At 41.4% G+C, this 20,136-nt stretch carries 15 protein-coding genes and 1 pseudogene; 14 read left to right on the forward strand and 2 right to left on the reverse strand.

The genetic code is table 11. The annotated features are described in order from the left end of the window. Nucleotides 1–85 precede the first annotated feature (85 nt). From BLV54_RS03205 to BLV54_RS03230, 6 genes are all read left to right on the forward strand, one after another. On the forward strand, nucleotides 86–322 hold the full coding sequence (locus BLV54_RS03205) for a DUF167 domain-containing protein (protein ID WP_256329085.1): 237 nt from the start codon (nucleotides 86–88) through the stop codon (nucleotides 320–322). 27 nt (nucleotides 323–349) lie between these two features. Then, nucleotides 350–607: a hypothetical protein gene (locus BLV54_RS03210; RefSeq protein WP_143032399.1), complete on the forward strand. Its 258-nt coding sequence runs from the start codon at nucleotides 350–352 to the stop codon at nucleotides 605–607. A gap of 7 nt (nucleotides 608–614) precedes the next feature. Next, on the forward strand, nucleotides 615–959 hold the full coding sequence (locus tag BLV54_RS03215) for a hypothetical protein (RefSeq protein ID WP_143032400.1): 345 nt from the start codon (nucleotides 615–617) through the stop codon (nucleotides 957–959). 287 nt (nucleotides 960–1,246) lie between these two features. Beyond that, complete coding sequence (gdhA, locus tag BLV54_RS03220; RefSeq protein ID WP_090567706.1) at nucleotides 1,247–2,590, forward strand: NADP-specific glutamate dehydrogenase; 1,344 nt, start codon at nucleotides 1,247–1,249, stop codon at nucleotides 2,588–2,590. Between the two features lie 212 nt (nucleotides 2,591–2,802). After that, nucleotides 2,803–4,677 carry a lytic transglycosylase domain-containing protein gene (locus tag BLV54_RS03225; protein ID WP_256329076.1) on the forward strand — a complete coding sequence of 625 codons (1,875 nt, stop codon included), beginning with the start codon at nucleotides 2,803–2,805 and terminating at the stop codon, nucleotides 4,675–4,677. Nucleotides 4,678–4,688: 11 nt separating this feature from the next. Beyond that, a complete protein-coding gene (locus BLV54_RS03230; protein WP_090567712.1) occupies nucleotides 4,689–5,921 on the forward strand; it encodes a multifunctional CCA addition/repair protein in 1,233 nt (410 codons plus the stop codon). 157 nt (nucleotides 5,922–6,078) lie between these two features. On the opposite strand, the gene BLV54_RS03235 is transcribed toward BLV54_RS03230, so the two are convergent. Together BLV54_RS03235 and dapF are read right to left on the reverse strand one after the other, a co-directional pair. Continuing rightward, nucleotides 6,079–7,785, reverse strand: coding sequence for an ABC transporter ATP-binding protein (locus BLV54_RS03235; protein ID WP_090567715.1), 1,707 nt, complete (start codon nucleotides 7,783–7,785; stop codon nucleotides 6,079–6,081). 240 nt (nucleotides 7,786–8,025) lie between these two features. Then, nucleotides 8,026–8,880, reverse strand: a complete 855-nt coding sequence (dapF, locus tag BLV54_RS03240) for a diaminopimelate epimerase (RefSeq protein WP_090567717.1) — start codon at nucleotides 8,878–8,880, stop codon at nucleotides 8,026–8,028. Nucleotides 8,881–9,282: 402 nt separating this feature from the next. Between dapF and BLV54_RS03245 the strand changes: the two genes are divergently transcribed. From BLV54_RS03245 to BLV54_RS03285, 8 genes and pseudogenes are all read left to right on the forward strand, one after another. After that, entirely contained in the window at nucleotides 9,283–10,620 is a 1,338-nt protein-coding gene (locus BLV54_RS03245; RefSeq protein WP_176969657.1) for a TIGR03013 family XrtA/PEP-CTERM system glycosyltransferase, read from the forward strand. A 21-nt stretch (nucleotides 10,621–10,641) separates the two neighbouring features. Continuing rightward, nucleotides 10,642–12,720, forward strand: coding sequence for an XrtA/PEP-CTERM system histidine kinase PrsK (gene prsK, locus BLV54_RS03250; protein ID WP_090567722.1), 2,079 nt, complete (start codon nucleotides 10,642–10,644; stop codon nucleotides 12,718–12,720). Nucleotides 12,721–12,872: 152 nt separating this feature from the next. Further along, nucleotides 12,873–14,231, forward strand: a complete 1,359-nt coding sequence (gene prsR / locus BLV54_RS03255; RefSeq protein ID WP_090567725.1) for a PEP-CTERM-box response regulator transcription factor — start codon at nucleotides 12,873–12,875, stop codon at nucleotides 14,229–14,231. A 254-nt stretch (nucleotides 14,232–14,485) separates the two neighbouring features. Then, nucleotides 14,486–16,072 carry an acyl-CoA ligase (AMP-forming), exosortase A system-associated gene (locus tag BLV54_RS03260; protein ID WP_090567727.1) on the forward strand — a complete coding sequence of 529 codons (1,587 nt, stop codon included), beginning with the start codon at nucleotides 14,486–14,488 and terminating at the stop codon, nucleotides 16,070–16,072. 5 nt (nucleotides 16,073–16,077) lie between these two features. Continuing rightward, complete coding sequence (locus BLV54_RS03265) at nucleotides 16,078–17,304, forward strand: pyridoxal-dependent decarboxylase, exosortase A system-associated (RefSeq protein WP_339389446.1); 1,227 nt, start codon at nucleotides 16,078–16,080, stop codon at nucleotides 17,302–17,304. A 518-nt stretch (nucleotides 17,305–17,822) separates the two neighbouring features. Next, a pseudogene (locus BLV54_RS03275) lies at nucleotides 17,823–18,477 on the forward strand (IS1595 family transposase). A 361-nt stretch (nucleotides 18,478–18,838) separates the two neighbouring features. Continuing rightward, a complete protein-coding gene (locus BLV54_RS03280; RefSeq protein ID WP_090567736.1) occupies nucleotides 18,839–19,615 on the forward strand; it encodes a PEP-CTERM/exosortase system-associated acyltransferase in 777 nt (258 codons plus the stop codon). Between the two features lie 29 nt (nucleotides 19,616–19,644). Beyond that, nucleotides 19,645–20,097 (forward strand): type 2 periplasmic-binding domain-containing protein, encoded by a 453-nt coding sequence (locus BLV54_RS03285; RefSeq protein ID WP_218132305.1) that lies wholly within the window; start codon nucleotides 19,645–19,647, stop codon nucleotides 20,095–20,097. The last annotated feature ends 39 nt before the right edge of the window (nucleotides 20,098–20,136 follow it).

Raw genomic sequence — 20,136 nt, forward strand, 5'->3', positions numbered from 1 at the left:
CCAGGCCAAAACAATCAGAAAAAAGGAAGGATGCTCCATCGAGCAGCTCTTTACCGCTTATGCACTTTAAATCATTTTATATGGGATCAGCTATACCGAATCGGTCGGGTTGCACGGTGATGCGCTTAAAATAAAACTTTCCGCCCCAGCTGTTGAAGGTAAGGCAAATAAAGCGTTATTAAAATTTCTTGCTGAACGTTTCCAGGTACCATTGCGGCAGGTGTCCCTCAAGCAGGGAGCGCAATCTCGCTACAAGATAGTTGAAATCTATCAACCTTCTATGGGGATACAAGTACTTTTAGCAGATGATTGTTTAAAATAGGTTGTATCGATATCCGCTTATTGCTATTTGCCGAATGACGTAGGACGTGGTCGGCGTGACCATGTGGTTCGTGATCACCATATTGCCCGTCTGATTCAAGGCAAATGGACATCCCCTTCAGCACTTAGCCAGGAAGGTTGGTCGATTGATGGATGCCCGGTTAATGGTCCGGCATTAGCAGCCCGTAGAGATCATATTGTAGCAAGCTGGTTTACTGCGGAGGGAAGTCGTCCACGAGTGCGTGCTGCATTTTCCAGCGGCAACACATTGCAGTTTGATCAATAACTTTGAGGTGGACGATATCAAGCCTTCCGGCAGAATAAAGGTTGAGTGGTTAAATAATCACACGGCACTGGTCATGTGGTTAGCTGCAATGAATAGCGTGACCAGAAAAGCAAGTCTTGTTGCACGTAAAATATTTACAGATGGAATGATGGGACCGATAAAACAGTTGATTGACATCAGCCCAGGGCGGGATAGCGGTATTCCACAGCTGGTTAAAAATGATTCTGGATTTTTGCTAGCCTGGACGAGCGCAGCACCTAGTTATAGTGTGCAAACTGTGCAGTTCGAACTGGAATGCTGGAATAGTAAAAGATTGGAAGGCTCTTTCCTGCAAGGAGTCAGTATCATATAGCCATACATTATCATCCTGCGCTTTTTTCTACAAAAAATTCCTACCAATCCGTTTTTTTGCTTAGTATTTTATGTTTGAGTAAAGGTTAAGTAAAAAAGCTTATTCGTATGCCATTTATATCATTGAATGGTTTAATTTGCACTTTGTCGGCAAGCAAACAAAGTATCGTTTTCTTCATATATAAAAGATTTGCAATCGAATAAAAAATCAGTGGAATATTTGGATTGATGGCAGAATGCGTATAAATGGAATGGTTATTTATTTAATTTTAGAGGAGAAAATGTAGGATGAAGTATAAGAGTATTGAGGAATTCAGGAATTATGTTTCTGAACGTAACCCTGGTCAACCGGAGTACATGCAAGCTGTTACTGAGGTTATTGAGAGTTTATGGCCTTTTATTACCCGCAATCCCCGTTATGCTGAACATGGCTTACTGGATAGAATTGTTGAGCCAGAACGCATAATTATATTCCGTGTTTCCTGGGTCGATGATAGCGGTGAAGTAAGAGTTAATCGTGGTTACCGTATACAACATAACTCAGCGATTGGTCCATATAAAGGGGGTATTCGTTTCCATCCCTCAGTCAATCTATCCATTCTCAAGTTTTTAGCGTTTGAACAAACGTTTAAGAATGCTTTGACGACTTTACCCATGGGAGGCGGTAAAGGGGGCTCAGATTTCGATCCTAAAGGGAGAAGTCCCGGTGAAATCATGCGTTTTTGTCAGGCTTTTGTGAGCGAATTATTTCGTCACATTGGTGCTGATACGGATGTTCCTGCAGGCGATATCGGTGTTGGTGGTCGAGAAGTTGGTTACATGGCAGGCATGGTTAAAAAATTGACTAATCATTCAGATTGTGTATTTACTGGTAAAGGAATCAGTTTTGGCGGCTCATTGGTTCGCCCAGAAGCTACAGGTTATGGTACAGTTTATTTTGTTGATGAAATGCTTAGATACGTCGGTCAATCATTAGATGGCCTTCGCGTTGCCGTGTCAGGGTCAGGTAATGTAGCGCAATATGCAGTAGAAAAGGCAATAACCTTTGGTGCAAAAGTAGTGACTATTTCAGATTCGAGTGGAACGGTAGTTGATGAGGCAGGGTTCACACCTGAAAAGCTCGCTATCCTGTCAGAAGTAAAAAATGTTCTTTATGGCCGTGTGAACGAGTATGCTGAGAGAATAGGAGCTAAGTTTCTTCCAGGAGAAAAACCATGGCATGTGCCTGTAGATGTTGCCTTGCCGTGTGCGACACAGAATGAAATCAGTGAAGACGACGCGGCATTTTTGATTAAAAATGGTGTGATCTGTGTGGCAGAAGGTGCAAATATGCCTTGTACCGCTGGTGCTGTGAAGCGTTTCGAGCATGCTAAAGTTTTATTTGCACCAGGTAAAGCAAGTAATGCGGGAGGGGTGGCTACATCTGGCCTGGAAATGAGTCAACAGGCAATGCGACTTTTCTGGTCACATGAGGAAGTCGATGCACGGTTACAGGAGATTATGAGAGCTATCCACCAAGCGTGTTTGCAATACGGCGAGCGGGATGATGGTCGTATCAATTATGTTGATGGTGCTAATGTAGCTGGTTTCGTTAAAGTAGCTGATGCAATGCTGGCTCAAGGGGTCATTTGAGGAATTGAGATACTAGAAATTTGATTATTTTAGTAGCAATAAAGCTATGTTGTTTCTAGTCTATGGATTATCGCAATAAGGTATTGCGATAATCCAAATCTAACTGACAAGGCCTTGATTCTCAATGATTCGTGCTCTTTTGTATTTTGGATTCAAAAGCTAATAATTCTGGCATGAGAAAATTTTTATTCAGTTTATTTCTGATCTGTTCCATGAAATCGCTTGTAGCTGGCCAAGGGGAAGATTTTTTGGCGATGCGAGAGGCTTTCAGGACAGGGGATGCCACACGTGTAACATTTTACGCAAGAAACTTGCAGAATCATGTGCTTGCACCGTATGTGGAATACTATCAATTGCGTTTATATCTGGGAACAACTGATATTGGCACAATTAGAGCATTTCTTGCGCGTCACCACGATAGCCTTGTTGCAGATAGATTGCGTGGAGACTGGTTAAGAATTCTTGGAAAAAAGCAACACTGGGCATTGTTTGCGGAAGAATATCCAAAGTTGAACAATAAAGATGATGATCTCATCTGTTACTCTCTACAGCAGCGTTTAGCTGCGAGAGATAGAGAAGCATCGGATCAAGCTCGATTACTTTGGTTTACTGAGCGTGATATGCCTGATAGCTGTACTTCCATATTCAATATATTGGTTACTACAGGGCAAATATCGTCGGAAGATATTTGGTCTCGAATCAGATTAGCACTAGAGGCAGGGAGTACGGGAGTAGCAAGGCATATTAGCCGCTATTTACCAGTTAACCAAGTGCTAAATGAGCAGAGACTCAAGGAAGTAGCCAGAGATCCGCAACGTTATCTGGAGAAATACCAGCATGATTTTAGATCCCGGGTTGATCGTGAAATTGCATTGTTTGCTCTCTCCCAGCTACTGCGTAGCGGGACGAATCAGGCTTATGCGCGCTGGCACAAAATACACAAGCAGTTTCCAGAATCCGATCAATCCTATTTTTTGAGCACTCTGGCATACCGGGCAGCCCTTAAGCAAGATCCACGAGCCCTGGGTTGGTTTCTGGATGCTGCAAACAGCAAGCAGGTTTATCCCCTTACAGAGGCTAAACTTGCCTGGAAAGCTCGGGTTGCACTTCGAGAGGGAAAATGGGATCTCGTTATGCAATGTATAGAGAGTATGCCTTCTGCTATGCAGCAAGCTGATGTATGGCGCTACTGGAAGGCGCGGTCGTTAAAAACTAAAGGCGAACTAGTCGCGGCTAATGAAATTCTTGCACCGCTTAGCCATGAGCATAGCTATTATGGGCAGATGGCAAAAGAAGAGTTGGGGGTTATGCTTAGTGAACCAGCTGCTAATTATCAATCCAGCATGCAAGAAATCAGTGATATGCAGCGGGTGCCTGGAATTCAGCGTGCACTTGCGCTGTACCAGCTCAATCTGCGCGTGGAAGCAAATCGTGAGTGGGTTTGGACAATCCGTAATTTTAATGACGAGCAATTGCTGGCTGCTGCAGAGGTAGCCTATCGCCATGGTTTATATGATCGTGCGATCAATACAGCTATCCAGACTGTATCGCAGCATAACTTCAATTTGCGTTACCTTGCACCCTACCGTGAGCAGATGAGGGAAGTATTGCGATATCAAGAGCTTGATGAAGCATTTGTGTATGGTCTGATCCGCCAGGAAAGCCGCTTTCTTTCTGATGTGAAATCAAGCGCTGGCGCCATGGGCTTAATGCAGTTAATGCCGGCCACTGCAAAATGGGTTGCAGGAAAATTGGGTATGCAGAATTTTCACAATCATCTTGTTACTGATATCAATACCAATCTCCGGTTAGGGACTTATTATTTAAAGCATGTATTAACTTTATTTAATAATCAACCGCTATTGGCTGCGGCTGCTTACAACGCAGGACCGGGTAGGGCCAAGCAGTGGCGCGATGAAATAAGGCCATTGGAAGGAGCAATTTATGCTGAAACCATCCCTTTCAACGAAACGCGTGATTATGTCAAAGTAGTCTTAAATAATTCAATGTATTATGCGAATAACTTTGGTCACCAGCCTGCACTCACATTAACACAACGATTAGGAACCGTTTCTCCTAAGCAATAATCATTCTTTTCATGAAGATTTATCGAGTAGGTGGTTCAGTACGTGATGAATTACTGGGGCTGCCGGTAAAAGATCATGATTATGTTGTTGTGGGTTCTAATCCGGAAGAAATGGTACGGCTTGGTTTCCGCCCTGTCGGTAAAGATTTTCCAGTTTTTCTTCATCCTCAAACTCAAGAGCAGTATGCATTAGCGCGTACAGAACGCAAGATTTCACGTGGCTATAAGGGTTTCGAGGTCTTTGCTTCCCCAGAGGTGACATTGCAGGAAGATTTAGTCCGGCGTGACCTGACGATTAATGCAATTGCCAAGGATCAAAATGGAAATATTATCGATCCATTTAATGGAATTGCTGATCTTGAGGCGGGTGTGTTACGTCATATCAGTCCTGCTTTTGTGGAAGATCCGGTCCGGGTGCTGCGCGTTGCCCGTTTTGCTGCACGCTTTGGTTTTCATATTGCCCCTGAGACGCTGGATTTAATGAGAGAAATGGTGCATAACGGAGAAGCTGAAGCACTCGTGCCAGAGCGGGTATGGCAGGAAATCGCACGTGGACTGATGGAACATCACCCTTCCCGGATGTTTTATGTTCTGCGTGAATGCAGTGCGTTGTCACGTATCATTCCTGAGGTTGATGCGTTATTCGGTGTTCCTCAACCAGTGCAGTCTCATCCAGAGGTTGATACCGGTGTGCATGTCATGATGGCTATTGATTATGCAGCATCACGTCAGTATTCATTAGCTGTTCGTTTTGCTGCGCTAACTCACGATCTTGGTAAGGGAACAACACCTCCAGATGAGTGGCCGCGGCATATTGGACATGAAATGCGTAGCGTAGCATTGGTGAAAGATCTGAGTGAACGTATTAGAATTCCTAAGGAAGAACGTGATTTAGCATTACTTGTTGCTCGCTTTCATGGGGATGTGCACCGCGCTGAGGAGCTACGTTCTGCAACGATTGCCGATATGTTGCAGGCAATGGATGCGTATCGTAAACCAAATCGTTTTGTAGCATTTCTCGAGGCCTGTGCTTGTGATTTTCACGGCCGTCCAGGTTATGCTGATAAACCCTATCCGCAATTTGAACGATTAATCAAAGCATTTACCGTTGCTAGAAGTGTTGACGCAGGTGCCATTGCTGCTGAACTCAAGCGCAGCGATGTGGATCCGGTTGATTTGCCTAAGTTGATCAATGCTAGGGTACGTGAGGCACGTATTGCCGAAATAACGAACTGTTTTAGCTAATTCCATTTCCAAGTCAAACATGACGCAAAGGCGAACCATAGACAGTATAAATAATACGGCAAGGGGAAACTGACAAAATCAGGTTTGATTTAGAAGTGGAATAGCCTGGAAACCGCGATCAGATGAGATAAAAACTTCCTGTTTTAATCGTCCCACGCTAGTAAGTGTTTTTACTTTGTGTATGGGTTAATAGTTCTGCTTGACCATTGGAAAGAATAAAAACACGATCAGCAGCATTGATGACTGCAGGTTGATGGGATACTGCGACAATCGTGTAATCTCGCGCTAATTTTTGCAGTGTTTCGCAAATTGTTTTTTCACTTTCGGGGTCAAGTGCACTGGTCGGTTCATCTAGCAGCAGCAAGAGGGGTTGATGAGCCAGTGCTCGAGCAATCGCAATGCGTTGACGCTGCCCACCAGAAAGCATACCCCCTCGCTCACCTACAATTGTTTGTAATCCTTCTGGAAAAGTACTGACAAAATCCCAAGCACCAGCCTGTTGTAGCGCCCGCTCCGCATCAGCAGAATTAAGTGCAGGTGCGCCCACAAGTACATTGTTGAGTATTGTGTCATGGAGTAGCACTGTATCCTGAGATACATATCCGATTAAATGTCGCCACAGTCGCAGATCAATATTATGTAATGCAACGCCATCTATGAGAATTTCGCCAGACCTAGCTTCTGCAAGTCCGCATAACAGGTCAAGTAAAGTACTTTTACCCACACCAGAAGAACCGATTACTGCAGTAAAGGTTTTAATCGGTATATCAATATTGAGGTCGTTGAAAATAGACTTCCGATCATAATCAAAGGCAATATGACGAAGGCTGATACCTTGTTGAAGGGTTGGCGCCAAAGTACCGGTTGTTCTTTCAGCAGCAGCCTGTGCCTCTTCAGACGCTGTGCGCAGCGCCCAATAAGCACTTTCTTGAACTGTCAACTGCTGGTAACGGCGTTGTATTTTATTGAGTAGACCAAGCATACGAGTTAACAAGAAAGCCATAACCATCACTTCTGGCAGAGAAAGATTCCAAACAACCAAAGCGAGATATAAGCCGCTTGCTGTCAGTGTTGCGAGTATGGGTTCCTGTAACGCAAGTAATGCAGCCCTGCTGATAACTTCTTTGCGAGTGGCTTTTTCTAGTTTACACGATTGATCATGTAGAATTGCATCAGCCACATTGTCTCGTGCCATTGCCTTTAAGGATTTCACCGAACTCAACACATCGGATAAATAGCTCAATAAATGGCGCAGTAAGTGAGTTTGCTTCGTTCCTGCCCGTCGAGTCGCACGTACCAACCGATGCAGTACGATAAACAGAATGATTCCAATAAGGAGAGAGCCGATGGTTGCCTGCCAGGAAATGAATAGTGCAACAATGACATGTACGAGGGCCACAACGGATAACGCAAGTATATCGACGCTATGCTCAAAACCGTTTGCCGCACGATAAGCTTCTGTAGCAACCGAGTTGGCTAGTGCTCCAACCGGTTGACGTAGATAATATTGCCAGCGACTGGCAAGTAACGCTTCAATGAGATTTAAGCGCAGTGCAGTTGCGACATGTGCAACGGTATAACCTACCTGTCGGTTCGTGAGAAGCAGGATCATTCCCTTGATAAGCATACCACTAACAATGATCAGCAAGATGATATCAATAGTAGGTTCAATACCGATACGTTGTAGGGCTTGAACCATGAATCGCCCCATACTGGACTCATCTGCCTCGCCCACTGCGACGGAAAGAAGCGGGAGTAACGCTGTCAGACTAAGCGCTTCGGCGACCCCTGCTAATAATAGAGCAATCAGTACGAATGCGCTGCGTCGGGGGAAAACCATAATATAGGTAAGTAATGTGCGCATAGACTGATTTCTTTGTTTTACCTAATTTTTATTTGACTGAGAGTTTGATGGTGCTGATAAATGCAGCTGCAATAGATATCAGTAATCTTAAACGTACGATGCTTCTTTCTTTGTAATAAAATGCTGATAAGAAATTATGATATTTCGTTTTAGAAATTTTATTATTTAGTTGAAATGTGACTCGGCTGATAGCAGACTCGAAAACTTATACATTTTACGTCATTATTTTATATTAGTAATTCATTTCTCATTTCGATGCTCATTGGAGGGTAATTCGATCACTCCTTCAAATACTGTGGTTGCAGGACCAGTCATAAACACGGGTTGATCTTTTCCTTCCCACTGTATCCATAAATCACCGCCATGCGTACTGACTTTGACTTTAGATGCCAGTAGACCACGTTCAATACCCGTGACCACTGCAGCGCAGGCGCCTGTGCCGCAGGCCAGTGTTTCGCCCGCTCCGCGCTCATAGACTCGCAATTTAATGTGATGATGGTCGATGATTTGCATGAAACCTGCATTGACACGTTGAGGAAAGCGGGGATGTGATTCCATCAGTCTACCATCTGTCGATACCGCGGCATCTTCGATATCGGGTACAATCTGAACAGCATGGGGGTTGCCCATGGAAACAGCACTAATTTCTATTTGTTTACCATTAACATTGAGTGTGTATGTCAAAGCACGTTTTTCGGCTAAAAAGGGAATATCTGCAGGTTCAAATCTAGGAATACCCATATTGACGGTCACTTCACCGTTTATTTCCAGTTTGGGGAAGATTAAGCCACTTGCTGTTTCAACACAAATTTCTCTCTTTTTGGTTAAGCTATGGTCATGCACAAAACGTACAAAACAGCGCGCACCATTCCCACATTGTTCTACCTCGCTACCATCCGCATTAAAAATCCGGTAACAGAAATCTGCATTGCTGGTTGCTTTTTCCACAATCAACACTTGATCGCAGCCGATTCCAAAATGGCGATCAGCTAGCCAGCGAATGTTTTCAGGGGTAAGTGAGATCGTTTGATTGATGCCATCAATGACCACAAAATCATTACCTAACCCATGCATTTTGGTAAATTTTAGTTTCATATAATTTTTTCCATTGATTGTGATTTTAATAATCCTAACGGGTTTAATCCTGCCTCATTTAGATCGAGAGGTTAGCACGGGACTATCGAGTTGATGTGCCATTACTTGCGGAAGGCAATTTCTTCTGTCAAATGGTAAAAAGTATCGTAGGCATGAAACTTTGATTCAAGGCTGCAGCCTAATTCTCCTCGAACAATGAAACAATAAAAATAAAGATACAAATAAATATACCCTTTGGAGAAATGATTAATTTTTTTTATTTAAAGTAGCATTGTGGAATTAGGAACAGTGAAAGCATATTGAGTTTATCTTACTTAAACTATTTTAATTAGGAAGAGTATTTTGATTTGTGTTTATAACCATTACATTTCTAAATTTACGATATTACTTATTAGCATAGAGATGTGCTTGCTAATGATTGTTTTTTTTCTGGGGGTCGGTGTTTATTTTCATTATTTGGAGATCTTTTTTATTGATTTGCTACTTTCTCACTTACCGGGAGCCATTGTTTTTATTTTTGTAATGATTACCTGTATGGCTGCGATGGGTATGTACCAGCTAGATTCAAGGCTGGATATTGAATCTACATTATTGCGTTTGATGCCATCATTAGCCATGGGTTTTGCAATCATGACTCTGATTTTTTATCTATTTCCGGAGCTATATCTAGGTCGTGGGCTGTTGGCGATAGTGATATTACTCGCGTTATTATTAATTCTTATAACACGTATGATCTTTTTCCGATGGCCTAATCTGGAAGTTCTTCGGTCACGTGCTCTAGTGCTTGGAACAGGAAGTGTGGCGGGAGAGCTTTTGAGTTTAGCAGAAGATAACTCAATTTTACGTAATATAGATATTGTTGGTTTTGTTCCGTTTTATGAGGAAGATCGTCATGTACCTGCTTCGGTAGTATTGTCGAAACATAGCTCATTGCCATATCTGGTTAATCAGTACGATGTTAGCGAGATAATCATTGCAACACAGGAACGGCGAGGAGGAGGATTTCCTATTCAGGAGTTATTGGAATGTAAGATGCATGGTATTGAGGTAACGGATATTGCTACCCTCTTTGAACGTGAGCGTGGTCAAATTCGTATGGATTCACTTTATCCAAGTTGGTTAGTGTTTGGTGGTGGTTTTGATCAAAGTTTTTTTAGAGCTACGATTAAGCGTATTTTTGATTTGCTTACAAGTCTACTACTTTTAATCGTAACACTACCAGTCATGTTACTGACGGTGATTTTTATTTTAATGGAAGATGGTAGACCTATTTTCTATCGGCAGGAAAAAGTGGGAAAAGGGGGGAAGACCTTCCTGGTAATTAAGTTTCGCAGTATGCAAAACGATGCGGAAAAAAGTGGTCAGCCGCAATGGGGGGTAACAGACGATCTTCGTGTTACTAAAATTGGGCAGATTATTCGGAAATTAAGGATAGATGAACTCCCTCAGATTATTAATGTGCTCAAAGGAGAAATGAGTTTAGTGGGACCTCGCCCTGAAAAGCCTTATTTCGTCGATATGCTTATTGGGGAGGTGCCCTATTACAATGTTAGGCATAGTATTAAACCTGGAATGACCGGATGGGCGCAAGTACGTTATCCGTATGCCTTTTCGGTCGAAGACGCAATCGAGAAGCTGCAATATGATCTCTACTACGTAAAGAATCACAGCTTATTTCTTGATCTCATCATACTTATAGACACTGTGGGTGTTGTTCTTTTGGGTAAAGGTGGTAGATGACAATCAAGTACTATTTCTATAATGTGGGCAACAATTACTGCGGTTAGCTATGCCACAACAGCTGTGGCTTATTTTTTCTTATTTATCCTTTTGCTGGCGAACTGGCGTGGACACTTGTATGGGACGTTGCTGTCAATTGTTTGTATAGTTTCTGCTTTTTGGGCTGCAGCTATCGCAGGCCAATTATCCTGGGGCTTTTCATCAACTTTTCTTGTAAAAATTCTTGAAATTTTGCGCAATGCAAGTTGGTCTATATTCTTGATAGCTTTACTGAATCCTTTTCAGCAGAGGAAAGAAAATTCTGTTCCTCTGAGGATAAGGTCATCCGTAGCAGCCATAATGGTGCTTTATCTTATTTTTTTCATGCTGTCTATTTTTTTTGATAGAAATAATGGCGTCGGATTTGCTCCACTTGGTCAACCCACTTCTTACAGCACCTTTCTTACAGGTGTGATAATGGCCGTAATTGGCATAGTTCTCGTTGAGCAATATTACAGAAACATGTCATCTGAACAACGCTGGAGGATAAAATTTATCTGCCTGGGGATGGGGGGTATTTTTGTATATGATTTTTACTTATTTAGCGATGCACTATTGTTTAGAAAAATAAATGTTGATATATGGGTTGCTCGAGGGTGGATAAACGCCTTGATTGTTCCTTTGATCGCACGCTCGGTTGCCCGTAATCCAAAGTGGTTTGTAGGAATTTCCATATCACGGCATATTTTGTTCTATACGTCTACCTTACTGGGCGCAGCCATATATTTGCTTATGATGGCAGCTGTCGGTTATTACCTCAGGCTTTCCGGTGGGGCTTGGGGAGGGATTCTACAGCTCACTTTTTTATTTGGCGCTGTTCTTCTTCTTATAATTTTACTATTTTCTGATACCACTCGCTCTTGGCTTAAGGTATTCATTAGCAAGCATTTTTATAGCTCTAACTATGATTACCGTGAAGAATGGTTACGTTTTACACGAACCCTTTCAGAGGGTGAATTGGAGCTAAGAGCGCGTGCAATCAAAGCGCTTGCTCAACTAGTGGAAAGTCCCGCAGGTGGATTATGGTTTAGACAGGAAAATGGAAGATATCAATTGATTGGATGTTGGAACATTTTTCTAAAAAATGAAATTGTCGAAGCTGACAACAAATTTTGTGAATTTTTAAAAGAAAAGGCGTGGGTGATTGATTTACAAGAATTTTACTCCGACCCAAGGAAATATTCAGCCTTGGTGCTACCAAATTGGTTATCTGATATTCCAAAATCTCGATTGATTGTGCCATTAATTTTGCATCAAGAATTGCTGGGATTCATTGTATTGATTGAACCTAGAAGTGCTATTAATTTAAATTGGGAAGTTAGGGATTTATTGAGGGTAGCGGGTACTCAGGCATCGAGTTACTTAGCGCAGTACGAAGCTACTAATGCACTCTCAATTGCACGTCAATTTGAATCTTTCAATCGTATGTCAACTTTTGTCGTGCATGATATCAAGAATCTAATTTTTCAATTATCTTTGTTACTTTCAAATGCTGAAAAGCATAAGGATAATCCTGAATTTCAGAAAGATATGGTTGAAACGGTGAGTTTTTCGGTAAATAAAATGAAACGGATGCTTGAAAAATTAAGCACTGAAAATCAATCTGAAAAATCGGAAATTTTTTCACTTGATCAATTATTACAGCAAATCGTGGAGAGAAAATCCTTCAATATGCCCAGGCCTACGCTTGAAATTACTCATTCAGGTTTGATGGTAAAAGCTGATTATTCTCGCCTTGAGAGAGTGATTAGTCATCTAATTCAGAATGCAATTGAAGCTACTCCTAAGAATGAGCAAGTTTGGGTTCGACTCTTAGAAAAAGATGATTCTGCTGTGATAGAAATCGAAGATACTGGGCATGGCATGAGCGAACAATTTATTCAGAAAAAGCTATTTAAACCTTTTGAGTCTACTAAAACAGCTGGTATGGGTATTGGTGTTTTTGAGAGTAAAGAATATATTAACGAACTCGGAGGGCAACTTGATGTTATTAGTCAAGAATCAGTAGGAACAACTTTCTCGATTATTTTGCCACTTTCTCAAAAAATATCAGGAAAATAAGATTATTATTTTCTAAGATTAATTGTGCTCTTTTTCTTATAGAATCTAGTTCAGTGTTTCGTTCTTTTTGATGAGTGCTAATAAACTTCATTTGATATCACGCATATTGCTCTTTGGGTGGTAATGAACATGTTGAAACGTTATACAAAAAGATGAAAGCAAGTAGTAGCCAGAAAAAATTACTCATAATTGAAGATGATCTTGGATTGCAGAAACAATTGCGCTGGAGTTTCGATAATTATGATATTTCCGTAGCTGCAGACCGAGAAAGCGCACTTGCACAAGTTCGTCGACATGAGCCTGCGGTCGTTACCATGGATCTCGGTTTGCCGCCAGATCCTGACGGTGCTTCTGAAGGATTAGCTACCTTACAACAGATACTTGCACTTGCGCCAGATACCAAAATAATCGTTTTGACAGGTAATCAGGATCATAGGAATGCCTTAAAAGCAATTGAATTGGGTGCGTATGACTTTCATCAAAAGCCTTATGATCCCAAGATGCTGAGTTTAATTGTTGATAGAGCCTTTTATTTGTATGGCTTGCAACGTGAAAATCGCAATCTGCTACTTTCTCAGTTGGATTCTCCAGTTTCTGGAATTATTACGCGTGATCCGGACATGATTAAAATGTGTCGTAACATTGAAAAAGTTGCGATCTCAGATGCTACAGTTATGTTACTAGGTGAAAGCGGCACAGGTAAAGAAGTCCTGGCTAGAGCACTTCATCAGCATAGTGCTCGCAAAGAAGGACGTTTCATAGCAATAAATTGCGCTGCTATCCCTGAGTCTCTGCTTGAGAGCGAGTTGTTTGGTTATGAGAAAGGGGCTTTCACTGGGGCAGTTAAGCAAGCACCAGGTAAAATTGAGTTAGCTCAAGGAGGCACTTTCTTTCTTGATGAAGTAGGAGATTTACCGATATCGTTGCAGGCAAAATTACTGCGTTTTCTTCAGGAGCGAGTGATTGAGCGTATTGGAGGGCGAGAAGAAATTTCCGTAGATGTACGTGTTGTCTGTGCAACTCATCAAAATCTTAAGAAGCTGATTGAAGAAGGTCGTTTTCGTGAAGATTTATTTTATCGGTTGGGTGAGATTCCCATTAAAATTCCTCCTCTTCGCAAGCGAGTAGGGGATGCAGTACTGCTGGCGCATCATTTCAAGAATAAGTTTTGCGAAAAAGAGGGACGTAATTCACTGAGCTTTAGTCAGGAAGCGTTGACTGCAATTGAGACTTACCATTGGCCAGGTAATGTTCGTGAAATGGAGAATTATATGAAGCGCATCGTTATTATGGCAGAAGGACCGCAGATTACTCCGGCTGATTTAGGATTTCAGGAGTCAGAAATTCTATCGGAACCAATGAACTTACGTGAGGTTCGTGAAAGAGAAGAATGTAAAGCCGTGGTTAGAGCGCTAGCGAAGGTAGACGGTAATATTGCAAAGGCAGCCGAGTTGCTCGGTATTAGCCGTCCAACTTTATATGATCTAATGAATCGACATGGCCTCAAATGAGTAAGCTAGAGTTATTTTAAGATAATGGATAAATTGTTTATTACTCCTTAAATTTTAAAATCCTTGCTAGGGGCTCAGTAAATCTCTTCCCTTTAGTCGAAAGATGGTATCTTGTCTGAATGAAAGATTTTTATAAGTATGGAAGCCATGTAGGGTAGGTAATACACTTCATTATATGTATTGGGGTATGGCATTTACGCGAGCTTTACTACGGTAGCATTTGTGAGCAAGAGAGTGTCAGTAGAGTATTCACAATGACGCATCTATTTCATGAATTGGTTTTTAATACTGCAAATCGCGGTGTTATTACTGAGGCGCTTGTGTATCAGCAGCAGAGATTGGATTATGCCACCCTGGCCCAAGAAATTGAACTTGCAGCAAATGCTTTGCTGGCTTTGAGATTGGGGCGAGGGGAGCGTCTTGCTATTTATCTTGAGAAAAGATTTGAAACAGTAATTGCCATGTTTGGTGCTTCCGCAGCGGGGGGTGTTTTTGTGCCAATCAACCCGTTGCTTAAAGCAGCCCAAGTAGCTTATATCCTTAAAGACTGTAATGTGAGGATATTAGTCACATCAGTTGATCGATTCAATTTACTAATATCTGTTTTATCCGAATGCCATGATCTTCATGCAGTAATCGTTGTGGGATCAGCAGAAAATTTACCAGTCATTCCAGGTATGCATGTGATTTGCTGGCAAGAAGCCATGGCCATGCCAAGATCAATCCATCCGTATCGGTGTATTGATAGTGACATGGCTGCAATCTTGTATACTTCGGGGAGTACAGGTAAGCCCAAAGGGGTAGTACTTTCCCATCGTAATCTGGTCACTGGGGCAAAAAGTGTTTCCCAATACCTAAAAAATAATCAGGATGATCGAATTCTATCAATACTACCGCTCAGTTTTGATTACGGCTTGAGTCAATTGACGACTGCTTTTTATGTTGGGGCAACCAATGTGTTGATGAATTATTTGTTGCCGCGCGATATTATCGATGAAGCAATCAACGAAAGCATCACTGGTCTTGCGGCTGTTCCTCCACTGTGGATTCAACTTGCTCAGTTAAAATGGGAAAAGGTTACATCACTGCGCTATATAACTAACTCGGGGGGAGCAATGCCCCGAGCAACGCTTGATAAACTTCGCTGTGCCCTCCCCAATACTAGTATATTTCTGATGTATGGTTTGACAGAAGCATTTCGTTCGACATTTTTGCCGCCGGAGGAGGTAGGCAAACGTCCCGACTCTATTGGCAAGGCGATACCCAACGTTGAAGTATTGGTGCTGCGCGAGGATGGTTCGCAATGTGCGCCAGGTGAGCCTGGAGAATTAGTGCATCGCGGACCATTAGTATCCATGGGCTACTGGAATGATGCTGAGAAGACAGCAAAATATTTTAGACCGCTTCTTCTATGCCAATCTGGTTTGACCATTCCAGAAATAGCTGTATGGTCGGGTGACACGGTACGTATGGATGAGGAAGGCTTTTTATATTTTATAGGTCGTTGCGATGACATGATCAAAACTTCGGGCTACCGAGTAGGCCCTGCTGAAATTGAAGAAATTATCTACTCAACGGAGTGTATTGCCGAAGCAGTGGCAATCGGTGTGCCGCACCCCACTTTGGGTCAGGCAATTATTGTGGTGGCGATACCGCTTGACGGGGTTCATTTGGATCCTGAGACATTGCTATCAGCCTGCAAACGACATCTTCCCACTTTTATGGTGCCGAGTTTAATAGAGCTACGGCAAGGGCATCTACTACGTAATCCAAATGGCAAAATTGATCGTAAAAGTATAGCTCAGGAATTTCTACATACCTTTATGCCAGTAGAAATATGACGGCTATGCGTCCAAAACATGTTCCTATGACGCAATATCCTGTGCGGGATAATTGTCTTCATATTGGGGGTATTTCTCTTATACGACTCACCCAACGAGTAGGTAAGACCCCTTTTTACGCTTATGATAGACGACTGATTACTGAACGTGTCAGTTTGTTGCGTCACTGTCTGCCCCAAGAGATTCATCTTCACTATGCGATGAAAGCCAATCCTATGCCTGCTGTTGTTCAGCATTTGGCTGGGTTAGTGGATGGCATTGACGTGGCTTCTTTCGGGGAAATGAAAGTTGCATTAGACACGATAATACCTCCCGACAGGATTAGTTTTGCAGGTCCCGGAAAAAGTGAACATGAGCTTGCTTGCGCCATTGCCGCAGGTATTGTTATTAACATGGAATCTGAGCGGGAATTGGAGCGTATCGCGACGCTAGCTGAACAAATGAGTATTTGTCCTAAGGTAGCTGTTCGAATTAATCCAGATTTTGAGCTTAAATCTTCTGGAATGAAAATGGGCGGGGGAGCAAAACAGTTTGGTATTGATGTAGAACGCGTTCCTGCTATGCTTGCTCGTATAAGCAAACTAGGATTAGATTTAGAAGGATTGCATATTTTCTGTGGATCACAGAATCTTAAAGTAGAAGCTATTCAGGATACCCATGAGAAAACGTTGCAGTTAGGTTTGCAACTTGCACAAGTCTCGCCTGTTCCGATTCGCACATTGAATATCGGAGGAGGTTTTGGGGTACCTTATTTTCCTGGTGAAAAGCCGCTCGATCTTGTTGCGGTGGGAAAGAATTTACAACATCTATTATCTGAAGTGAAACAGGAGTTGCCCGGAACTCGCTTTGTGATTGAACTGGGACGCTACATTGTAGCAGAAGCGGGTATTTATGTATGTCGTGTATTAGACAAAAAATTATCAAAAGGACAGGTGTTCCTAGTGACAGACGGAGGGTTGCATCATCATCTCGCTGCTTCAGGAAACTTTGGTCAAGTCATACGTAAAAATTATCCTGTGATTGTTGGCAACAAAGTGGAAACTTCTGAAACAGAAATTGCATCCGTAGTGGGTCCATTATGTACACCACTTGATTTGTTGGCAGACCAGATGGAATTGTCCAGGGCAGATATTGGAGACTTAATTGTCATATTCCAATCTGGTGCATATGGTCTGACAGCAAGCCCAACAGCCTTTCTAAGCCATCCTGAGCCGCTAGAAGTGTTAGTTTAATCCAGATTTTCCATACAGAGCTTTTACGCTGACGAAATGGACGCGGACCTTGACTGGTAAATCGAAAATTTTTGTCCTTTCATAATCCTTACATCCAAATCGGATACTGCACATTGTCATAGCTAAATTTAGAATGTGTTTTCGACTTTTGGCAGTGTTATAACCGATTCATGCAAAAACAAATAAACAAACGCTCTGGATAAATTTATGCAAATTCAATTTGTGTCGTTGGTCTTTGCAGGTGCTGAGGAAGATTTATGGCTCTTTCTACCTTCATTTTGTGTCAATAGTTTCAGATACTGGCTTGGTACAGGGTTTGTAATTTGCTCGCAAATTGCCTCACCATCACCTTGCATCCTGATCAAATATTCAGTTAATAATGTTGGAATATTGGTATAAATAAAAATATAAATTAGCGTGCCAATCCGCCTTTATGTTAATTAATTACTATTACCTTATATTTTATATATATTTTTTTTAGGGCTGTAGTAGATTAGCTTAGTTGATAAGCTAATTGAATAAAGATAAGTCATTGTAGATTATTAAAGAAAACACAATTCAGGTTACTGGAATATTTTGTGTTGGAAGTTACAGCGAGATCAGCAGCAGATATACTCGGAATTCAACCTAATAGTGCAGCACTATTCTATCGCAAAATACGCGAAGTAATTGTTTATCATTTGGAGCAAGAATCCCACGAAATCTTTGATGGTGTAGTGGAATTAGATGAAAGCTACTTTGGTGGTATTCGCAAGGGCAATACGTGGTCGCGGGGCTTCTGGCAAGGTTGCGGTGTTTGGTATATTGAAGCGCGGTGGCAAGGTATATACGAAGGTTGTTGGAGATACCAGGACAGAAACACTGATGCCACTGATTATTAGAAAAATAGCACCTGACAGCGTGGTTTATACAGACTGTTACCGTAGTTACAGTGCACTTGATGTGAATCATTTTTACCATGAACGGATTAACCACTCCACATTATTTTCCCAAGGTAAGAATCACATCAACGGCATCGAAAACTTTTGGAATCAGGCTAAACGCGTTTTAAGAAAATACAATCACATTCCTAAAAGATCATTTCCATTATTTCTTAAGGAATGTGAATTTAGGTTTAATTATGGAACACCTAAACAACAACTAAAAATACTGAAATATTGGACTCAAATTTAAGCTGATCTACTACAGCCCCTTTTTTATCATTCCATTTTATTTTAAATAAATATATTATTTCGTCGTATTTTTGCGACAAATTAATTTATTGTAAATAATATTAAGTATAAAGTTTCATCAACGTGTATATAAATCTAACTAAAATTATCGCCTTTATTTTTTATTTCTCTTAATCCTGAAAAATATAACTAGATTGAAGCTTTTTATTGATAATGCTTAGGCTTTTTAATAAATATTGATTATATTGAAAACAAAGTAAATTCAGAATTAATTCATTGATTTGAATCTGATGTTAACTATTAAAATAAATTTAGCTAATTATTTATCAAATATTTGATTAACTTGCTTGATAAGAATTGTCATGAATGATATTGCTGCAGCGTTTCATGAGTATTTTCAAATTGTGATTGCCGATGATCCAGTATTATTAAAGCAGGTATTTAATTTAAGATATCGGATTTTATGTATTGATAATAAATACCCAGATATCGATGCATCAAGTTATCCTGACGAATTGGAAATTGATGAATATGACAATCGTTCTTTGCATTTATTATTAAAGCATAAACCTTCCAACACCTTTGTGGGGACTTTACGTTTGATTTTCTCTATAGATGCTGATCAAAAGTTTCCTCTCGAATTGCATACGCAATTCTACCCAATAGATGCAAACATGAATGTGCCAAGAAAGCAAACAGTCGAGATTTCTAGATTTGCTATTCTGAGTAACTTTTTCAGGCGAAAAGATGATTCCTATTCTTTAACTGACCAGATTGCAATGGAAAACTTTGAAAAAGAACGCAGGCGTTTTCCTCATCCTATGTTAGGGCTGGCTGTTGGTGTTATTCAGATGTGTGCCAGATACAATATTTACCACTGGTTTTCTGCAATGAATCCCGCCTTAAATAGGTTATTGGGCTTTTATGGCATGCAGCTTGAACCTATCGGTCCATTTGTGAGTTACCATGGTTTGCGCCGTCCATACTATGTTTGTTTGCTAGATGTGCTGGAAAGGATGTACGCAAATCATCGAGATGTTTGGGAGTTAGTGACTGATAATGGCAGAATCTGGCCAGCAAATCTTGAACATTTCAAGTCAATATGCGGGCACCAGCAGAGTGTCCAAATACTGATATAAGCATAGAGACCTGCTAGAACGTTTTCAGCATGGTGGTACGCCTCACTGATTATTTGTGTTGTTTGCTTTCGCTACTTTTGTTAATCAGTGTGTTAGCCGTTGCAAATACTTCACAAGCCAGTGATTCTGTTGAAGTAATTGTTCATCCCAGTGTGCTTGTACGGAATCTTTCCAGAAACTCATTACGTGCTATTTTTGGCATGCGTCTTAGAGCATGGCAGGATGGTTCCCCTATCAGAGTATTCGTGCTGCCCGACGATGCGCCGTTGCATCAATTTTTTGCCAAAGAAAAACTCAATATCTTTCCATATCAATTACGTTCAGCTTGGGATCGTCTTATCTTTTCAGGGACAGGTCAAGCGCCCTTTCTAGTAAATTCTGAAGAAGAAATGCGCGCGCGGATTGCCAATACATCGGGCGCTATCGGTTATTTAAAGAGAGTAGATATAGATGACAGCGTCCAGATTCTTCATGTTAAATAGACCAGGTATTTTGAAAGGTTACTTAATACGAGCTGGGAT

Origin of the sequence: Nitrosomonas sp. Nm33 (genome assembly GCF_900107265.1) — a bacterium.
GTDB lineage: Bacteria > Pseudomonadota > Gammaproteobacteria > Burkholderiales > Nitrosomonadaceae > Nitrosomonas.

Excerpts from the sequence above, each read along its gene's own strand:
- BLV54_RS03225 (WP_256329076.1), top strand. The coding sequence starts at position 2,803 with ATGAAATCGCTTGTAGCTGGCCAAGGGGAAGATTTTTTGGCGATGCGA.
- BLV54_RS03230 (WP_090567712.1), top strand. The coding sequence starts at position 4,689 with ATGAAGATTTATCGAGTAGGTGGTTCAGTACGTGATGAATTACTGGGG.
- BLV54_RS03245 (WP_176969657.1), top strand. The coding sequence starts at position 9,283 with ATGTGCTTGCTAATGATTGTTTTTTTTCTGGGGGTCGGTGTTTATTTT.
- BLV54_RS03265 (WP_339389446.1), top strand. The coding sequence starts at position 16,078 with ATGCGTCCAAAACATGTTCCTATGACGCAATATCCTGTGCGGGATAAT.
- prsK (WP_090567722.1), top strand. The coding sequence starts at position 10,642 with ATGTGGGCAACAATTACTGCGGTTAGCTATGCCACAACAGCTGTGGCT.
- prsR (WP_090567725.1), top strand. The coding sequence starts at position 12,873 with ATGAAAGCAAGTAGTAGCCAGAAAAAATTACTCATAATTGAAGATGAT.
- BLV54_RS03260 (WP_090567727.1), top strand. The coding sequence starts at position 14,486 with ATGACGCATCTATTTCATGAATTGGTTTTTAATACTGCAAATCGCGGT.
- gdhA (WP_090567706.1), top strand. The coding sequence starts at position 1,247 with ATGAAGTATAAGAGTATTGAGGAATTCAGGAATTATGTTTCTGAACGT.
- BLV54_RS03280 (WP_090567736.1), top strand. The coding sequence starts at position 18,839 with ATGAATGATATTGCTGCAGCGTTTCATGAGTATTTTCAAATTGTGATT.
- dapF (WP_090567717.1), bottom strand. The coding sequence starts at position 8,880 with ATGAAACTAAAATTTACCAAAATGCATGGGTTAGGTAATGATTTTGTG.
- BLV54_RS03285 (WP_218132305.1), top strand. The coding sequence starts at position 19,645 with ATGGTGGTACGCCTCACTGATTATTTGTGTTGTTTGCTTTCGCTACTT.
- BLV54_RS03235 (WP_090567715.1), bottom strand. The coding sequence starts at position 7,785 with ATGCGCACATTACTTACCTATATTATGGTTTTCCCCCGACGCAGCGCA.